Raw genomic sequence first — 5,482 nt, 5'->3', positions numbered from 1 at the left:
CGGAATTTGTCAAGGTGGATGAGTCCAGTGGGTGTTACGCCGCTATCGAATCGTGCTCTTGATCGGTGTCAGTTGTTTCTGCTGGTTTGTTGATCCACGCGGTGTCTGGGAGGTCGAGGATTTTCGGTGCGGCAGTGCTGCCGAAGCGATGCGGATGTGCAGCGCGGGCGGCGTCGAGAACGAGACGGCGTTCGGCTGCCTTGCGTGCAGCCAAGCCGTAGTGGACATCGGCGGGAGTGTGCAGTCCGATACCGGTGTGGCGATGTTCGTGGTTGTACCCATCGGTGAAGATATCCATGAATTCCCTTGCCTCGCTCAGTGATCGGAACCGATCCGGGAAGCCGGGGCCGTATTTCAAAGTTTTGAACAACGACTCCGAGTACGGATTGTCGTTCGATACCCGAGGCCGGGAGTGGCTTCGGGTGACCTCGAGATCCGCGAGGAGTGTCGCGACGGTTTTACTGGTCATCGAGGTACCGCGATCGGCATGCACGACGTGCGGGACGCCATGGACCGCGAAGATCTGTTCCATCAATTCCTTTGCCAGCACACCGGATTCATGACTATGAACGTGCACTCCGACGATGTAGCGGGAGTAGATGTCGATCATCACGTACGCATCGAAGTACTGCCCTTTCACCGGGCCGGCCAGTTTGGTGATATCCCAGGAGTACACCTGCCGCGGCGCGGTCGCGACCAACTCTGGGCATGCCCTGGCCGGGTGCCGAGCGAGTCGCCGTCGATCGCTGACCTGTCTGTTCTCGCGCAACACTCGATACATCGTCGACACCGAACACAGGTAGATGCCCTCGTCGAGGAGTTGGGCGTAGATCTGTAGCGGTGCGAGGTCGACGAACCGGTCGCAGTTGAGGACGCCGAGAATACGTCGCCGTTCGCTGGTGGTGACTTTGTTGACCGGCTCCGCCGCTGGTTCCTGCGGCACCGGCGGTGTCGGTGCTGTAGCTGCGGCACTTCGACGTGTCGCCGTCGATCGGTGCAGACCGGTGAGAACGCTGCCCTCGCGGGAGCTAATTCCGATGCCGGTCAGTGTGGTGTACGCAGTGGTCATCGCTTGTTGTTCTTCTCGTCGAAATCCGCGCTCTCGGAGAGAGATTCCAAGAGCGCGTGTGCTTTTCCCATGATATCCAGTGCGGCTTCGGTGGTGTTCAGTCGCTTGTTCGCGCGGTTCAATTCACGGGTGAGGCGGGCGATCTCGGCTTGCTCGGCGGTAAGCTTGCCGACCTTCTCGCCGGGCTTTTTGCCGACGAGAACACCGGCGTCGCGGTGTTTGCGCCATTCGCTGATCAACGACGAATACAGTCCCTCGCGGCGTAGGTATGCCCCGCCGTCGCCGCTCTGGCAGGCTTGCTCGTAAGCACGCACGTGTTCGATTTTCTCCGCCGCGGTGAACGCCCGTCGCCGTCGTGGTCCGTCTGCTCTCGGATGCGCTGAATCCATGCGTTCATTGTCGCCGCTGACCGGCGTCTTGGTGGTGATGGCCATGGTGTGTGTCGATCCGTATCTCGCCCTGCATCAGGCCGGGTTGCTATGAACCACTGGACTCACCTCACCCTGGCACGCAGGGGTGGACAGCACCAATCTTGTAATCCTGGTTGTTAATTGTGAGCACTGCCTGGTAGGCGGAATCAGTGCGCTCATAGACCGTCACAGGCGGGTGGACGTCTCGCATGATTGCACGTCCTGCCTCAACGGAGGCTGTGATCGGAGCCGACGCGATCAGGTGCCATCGTTTCGCGTTTGGGAAGTAGGCCTCGGCCATCGCGAGGGCGGCTCGCCATTGCTCGGCAAAGTTCGCTAGGGACTGCTCGTGCGAAAGGAGCGTTGGCCCAGGTGGTTCACTGGCCGGTCGTACTTCGATGACTGGTGCGTCAGCGGTTGCGGATGGAAAGGCGGCGCGCGACACCTCGCTCGTTAGCGCGCAGACCAGCGCTACATCTGTGGCTGAGACATCGTGTTTGGACGCGACGATCTCGAAGTCGACGGGATCGTCTTGGTTGCTCCATGACCAACCAATGAACTGGTCGCGGTGCTTTTGAAAGAGTCGGGTCGGTGTCTTGTCGTCAAGGTGCCAACCCAGGTAGACCAGCAGAGGAACCGGCGCAATTGCGAAGACTGAGATGTGCTCGACGTCGCCGCTATCGGCTGCTTGCCTGACTTGAGCAATAGTGTCGTCAATGGACTGTTGGGCAGCCTCCCAGAAGCCCCGGCCGCGGGCGGCACCGCGTATACGGCAGGTGAATTCGCCACTTCGCTGCGTCTCGACGAGGCCGAGGTAGTTGACTGCCAGAAGTGTTTCGGCTATTTCTCGCTGCGATGCCATCGCGAGTGAACCCCGAATCATGGAGCCGAGTCGGAGTGCTGCGGTGCGCGTCAAACCACCGTGATCAGTAACCATTTCGATGCGCCGCTCGAACGCTTCTTTGATGTCTCGCAGTTTCTCTGGCGGGAAGAAGTCGATGTGGTCGTCGTCGTCGATAATTTTGTGGCAGTCATGGCACACAAGAAGCAGGTTCTCTTCGGCCTCTGTGTCATCGAGGCCGTCGTTTTCTTGGCTTCGGGGTGATCGGTCTCCGTCAGTGGCGCCGATGTTGTGTGCTAGTTCTGCTAACAGAACTGAATGAAGATACGTCCGTTGGTCGCCCAGTAGGCGACGGCCGCAGATTGTGCAGCGTCCAGCGGTACGCGCCCACAGAGCGTTGCGCACGGAATCCTTGATGCGCTCTCGCTTGACCGTGGTATCTCGCACATCAGATGCCGCCATGTGTGCACCTCCTGCAGAATTGTTCTGTGTAAGTCCTGAGCTTCACGTTCCGCCGGTCTCTTGAGGCGACTAGGCCCTGGGGCTTGAGGGTTCGTTACCTGCAGCTGCCACGAAAGACCGACGTGGCCCAGCCTCGCCGTGAGGCAGTGATATCAAATGAGTCCCGGATAGCGGCTTGTTGGAACTGAGGTGGGTGCCAAGCAGACTGATGAGACTCGCCGCAACCCCGCTCAGGTCGGCAGCAGAGCCGTGGAATGTAGGCACCGAACATCCCCTTGTCGGGATGATCTCATCGGAGTCCGCTTCAGTGCCCCAAAGTTCATGGAACACTTCCAATGCAGCATCGGCTTTTATCGCAGTACCGGCCTGCTGGTCGATCGTCAGACAACCGGACGTATCCGGCGGCATCGAGACGCTAAGGATCCCAAGCGTCCCGGTTCGCACGTCGCAGGCCATCTGTGCCAGAACTGGTCGGGCGACGGTTTTGGCGTAGGCGTCGAGTGTTCGGCCAACCGCGACGCTGATGGTGGCATCGATAATCACGTCGGCACCGTTCAAGTCCGAGGCCTTGGGGAGTTGTGCATCACGGGGCGTTACCTTGACGTCGTCGCTGATCGCGCGCAAGCGCGCCGCGAGAGCCTCTACTTTTGACTCACCCACATCCGTTTCGACGAAGTTTTGGCGGACCAGAAGGCCGCCAGTGATCCGACCCGGATCACAAAGCACGACTGTCGATGCGCCCGCTCGAACGACAAACTCTGCGATCCAAGAACCCAGGCCGCCGCAACCCCAGACGTGAACTGCTTTGCCCGCGAATGAGGAGACTGGCCGAGAGGAGTCTCGGCGGGTAGTTACTTCTGGACGCTGGTCCGAGACCGGAAGCCATTCGACTGGGATGTCGGGGTCGATTGCGGTGGGGTCGATTTCGATCACGGACCTTCTCCTAGTGCTGGCGCGGGCCAGGGCTCGTATTCGATCGGCGCCCGAAGCGGCGATACTGGCGGCCAGTAGGTGCGGGGGCCCGCCGGTGGGGTGTGGGACTGCTATTACGAGGCGCTGGGTTGCTCCTTCGGGTTTGCGTATCGCGCTTGCGGCAACAGCGGTCAATGTCGGACCGGAATTTGTCAAGGTGGATGAGTCCAGTGGGTGTTACGCCGCTATCGAATCGTGCTCTTGATCGGTGTCAGTTGTTTCTGCTGGTTTGTTGATCCACGCGGTGTCTGGGAGGTCGAGGATTTTCGGTGCGGCAGTGCTGCCGAAGCGATGCGGATGTGCAGCGCGGGCGGCGTCGAGAACGAGACGGCGTTCGGCTGCCTTGCGTGCAGCCAAGCCGTAGTGGACATCGGCGGGAGTGTGCAGTCCGATACCGGTGTGGCGATGTTCGTGGTTGTACCCATCGGTGAAGATATCCATGAATTCCCTTGCCTCGCTCAGTGATCGGAACCGATCCGGGAAGCCGGGGCCGTATTTCAAAGTTTTGAACAACGACTCCGAGTACGGATTGTCGTTCGATACCCGAGGCCGGGAGTGGCTTCGGGTGACCTCGAGATCCGCGAGGAGTGTCGCGACGGTTTTACTGGTCATCGAGGTACCGCGATCGGCATGCACGACGTGCGGGACGCCATGGACCGCGAAGATCTGTTCCATCAATTCCTTTGCCAGCACACCGGATTCATGACTATGAACGTGCACTCCGACGATGTAGCGGGAGTAGATGTCGATCATCACGTACGCATCGAAGTACTGCCCTTTCACCGGGCCGGCCAGTTTGGTGATATCCCAGGAGTACACCTGCCGCGGCGCGGTCGCGACCAACTCTGGGCATGCCCTGGCCGGGTGCCGAGCGAGTCGCCGTCGATCGCTGACCTGTCTGTTCTCGCGCAACACTCGATACATCGTCGACACCGAACACAGGTAGATGCCCTCGTCGAGGAGTTGGGCGTAGATCTGTAGCGGTGCGAGGTCGACGAACCGGTCGCAGTTGAGGACGCCGAGAATACGTCGCCGTTCGCTGGTGGTGACTTTGTTGACCGGCTCCGCCGCTGGTTCCTGCGGCACCGGCGGTGTCGGTGCTGTAGCTGCGGCACTTCGACGTGTCGCCGTCGATCGGTGCAGACCGGTGAGAACGCTGCCCTCGCGGGAGCTAATTCCGATGCCGGTCAGTGTGGTGTACGCAGTGGTCATCGCTTGTTGTTCTTCTCGTCGAAATCCGCGCTCTCGGAGAGAGATTCCAAGAGCGCGTGTGCTTTTCCCATGATATCCAGTGCGGCTTCGGTGGTGTTCAGTCGCTTGTTCGCGCGGTTCAATTCACGGGTGAGGCGGGCGATCTCGGCTTGCTCGGCGGTAAGCTTGCCGACCTTCTCGCCGGGCTTTTTGCCGACGAGAACACCGGCGTCGCGGTGTTTGCGCCATTCGCTGATCAACGACGAATACAGTCCCTCGCGGCGTAGGTATGCCCCGCCGTCGCCGCTCTGGCAGGCTTGCTCGTAAGCACGCACGTGTTCGATTTTCTCCGCCGCGGTGAACGCCCGTCGCCGTCGTGGTCCGTCTGCTCTCGGATGCGCTGAATCCATGCGTTCATTGTCGCCGCTGACCGGCGTCTTGGTGGTGATGGCCATGGTGTGTGTCGATCCGTATCTCGCCCTGCATCAGGCCGGGTTGCTATGAACCACTGGACTCACCTCACCCTGGCACGCAGGG

General features: G+C 60.4%; 4 protein-coding genes. All 4 read right to left on the bottom strand.

Annotation, left to right across the window (positions count from 1 at the left end; all coding sequences use genetic code 11):
* Positions 1 to 34: 34 nt before the first annotated feature.
* The 4 genes from BJI47_RS09625 to BJI47_RS09610 all read right to left on the bottom strand — a co-directional run bounded on the left by BJI47_RS09625 (position 35) and on the right by BJI47_RS09610 (position 5,355).
* Positions 35 to 1,458, bottom strand: a protein-coding gene (locus tag BJI47_RS09625; protein ID WP_254900348.1) for an IS3 family transposase whose coding sequence is annotated in 2 segments (ribosomal slippage) — positions 35 to 1,131 and positions 1,131 to 1,458 — 1,425 coding nt in all. Because the reading frame shifts where the segments join, the coding sequence is not laid out codon by codon here.
* Between the two features lie 109 nt (positions 1,459 to 1,567).
* The gene (locus BJI47_RS09620; RefSeq protein ID WP_217808518.1) at positions 1,568 to 2,725 is read right to left on the bottom strand and encodes an SAVED domain-containing protein; all 1,158 of its coding nucleotides are present in this window, start codon (positions 2,723 to 2,725) and stop codon (positions 1,568 to 1,570) included.
* 126 nt (positions 2,726 to 2,851) lie between these two features.
* Positions 2,852 to 3,715 carry a ThiF family adenylyltransferase gene (locus tag BJI47_RS09615; protein ID WP_217808517.1) on the bottom strand — a complete coding sequence of 288 codons (864 nt, stop codon included), beginning with the start codon at positions 3,713 to 3,715 and terminating at the stop codon, positions 2,852 to 2,854.
* A gap of 216 nt (positions 3,716 to 3,931) precedes the next feature.
* Positions 3,932 to 5,355 (bottom strand): IS3 family transposase gene (locus tag BJI47_RS09610; RefSeq protein WP_254900348.1). Its coding sequence is split into 2 segments (ribosomal slippage): positions 3,932 to 5,028 and positions 5,028 to 5,355, totalling 1,425 coding nucleotides; the frame shifts between segments, so codons are not numbered across the junction.
* Positions 5,356 to 5,482 lie beyond the last annotated feature (127 nt).

This window comes from Rhodococcus sp. 1168 (genome assembly GCF_002091955.1).
In the GTDB taxonomy this organism is placed as follows: Bacteria; Actinomycetota; Actinomycetes; order Mycobacteriales; family Mycobacteriaceae; genus Rhodococcoides.
Note: the sequence above shows the minus strand (reverse complement) of the source record. Positions and strands in the feature narration are given on the sequence as shown.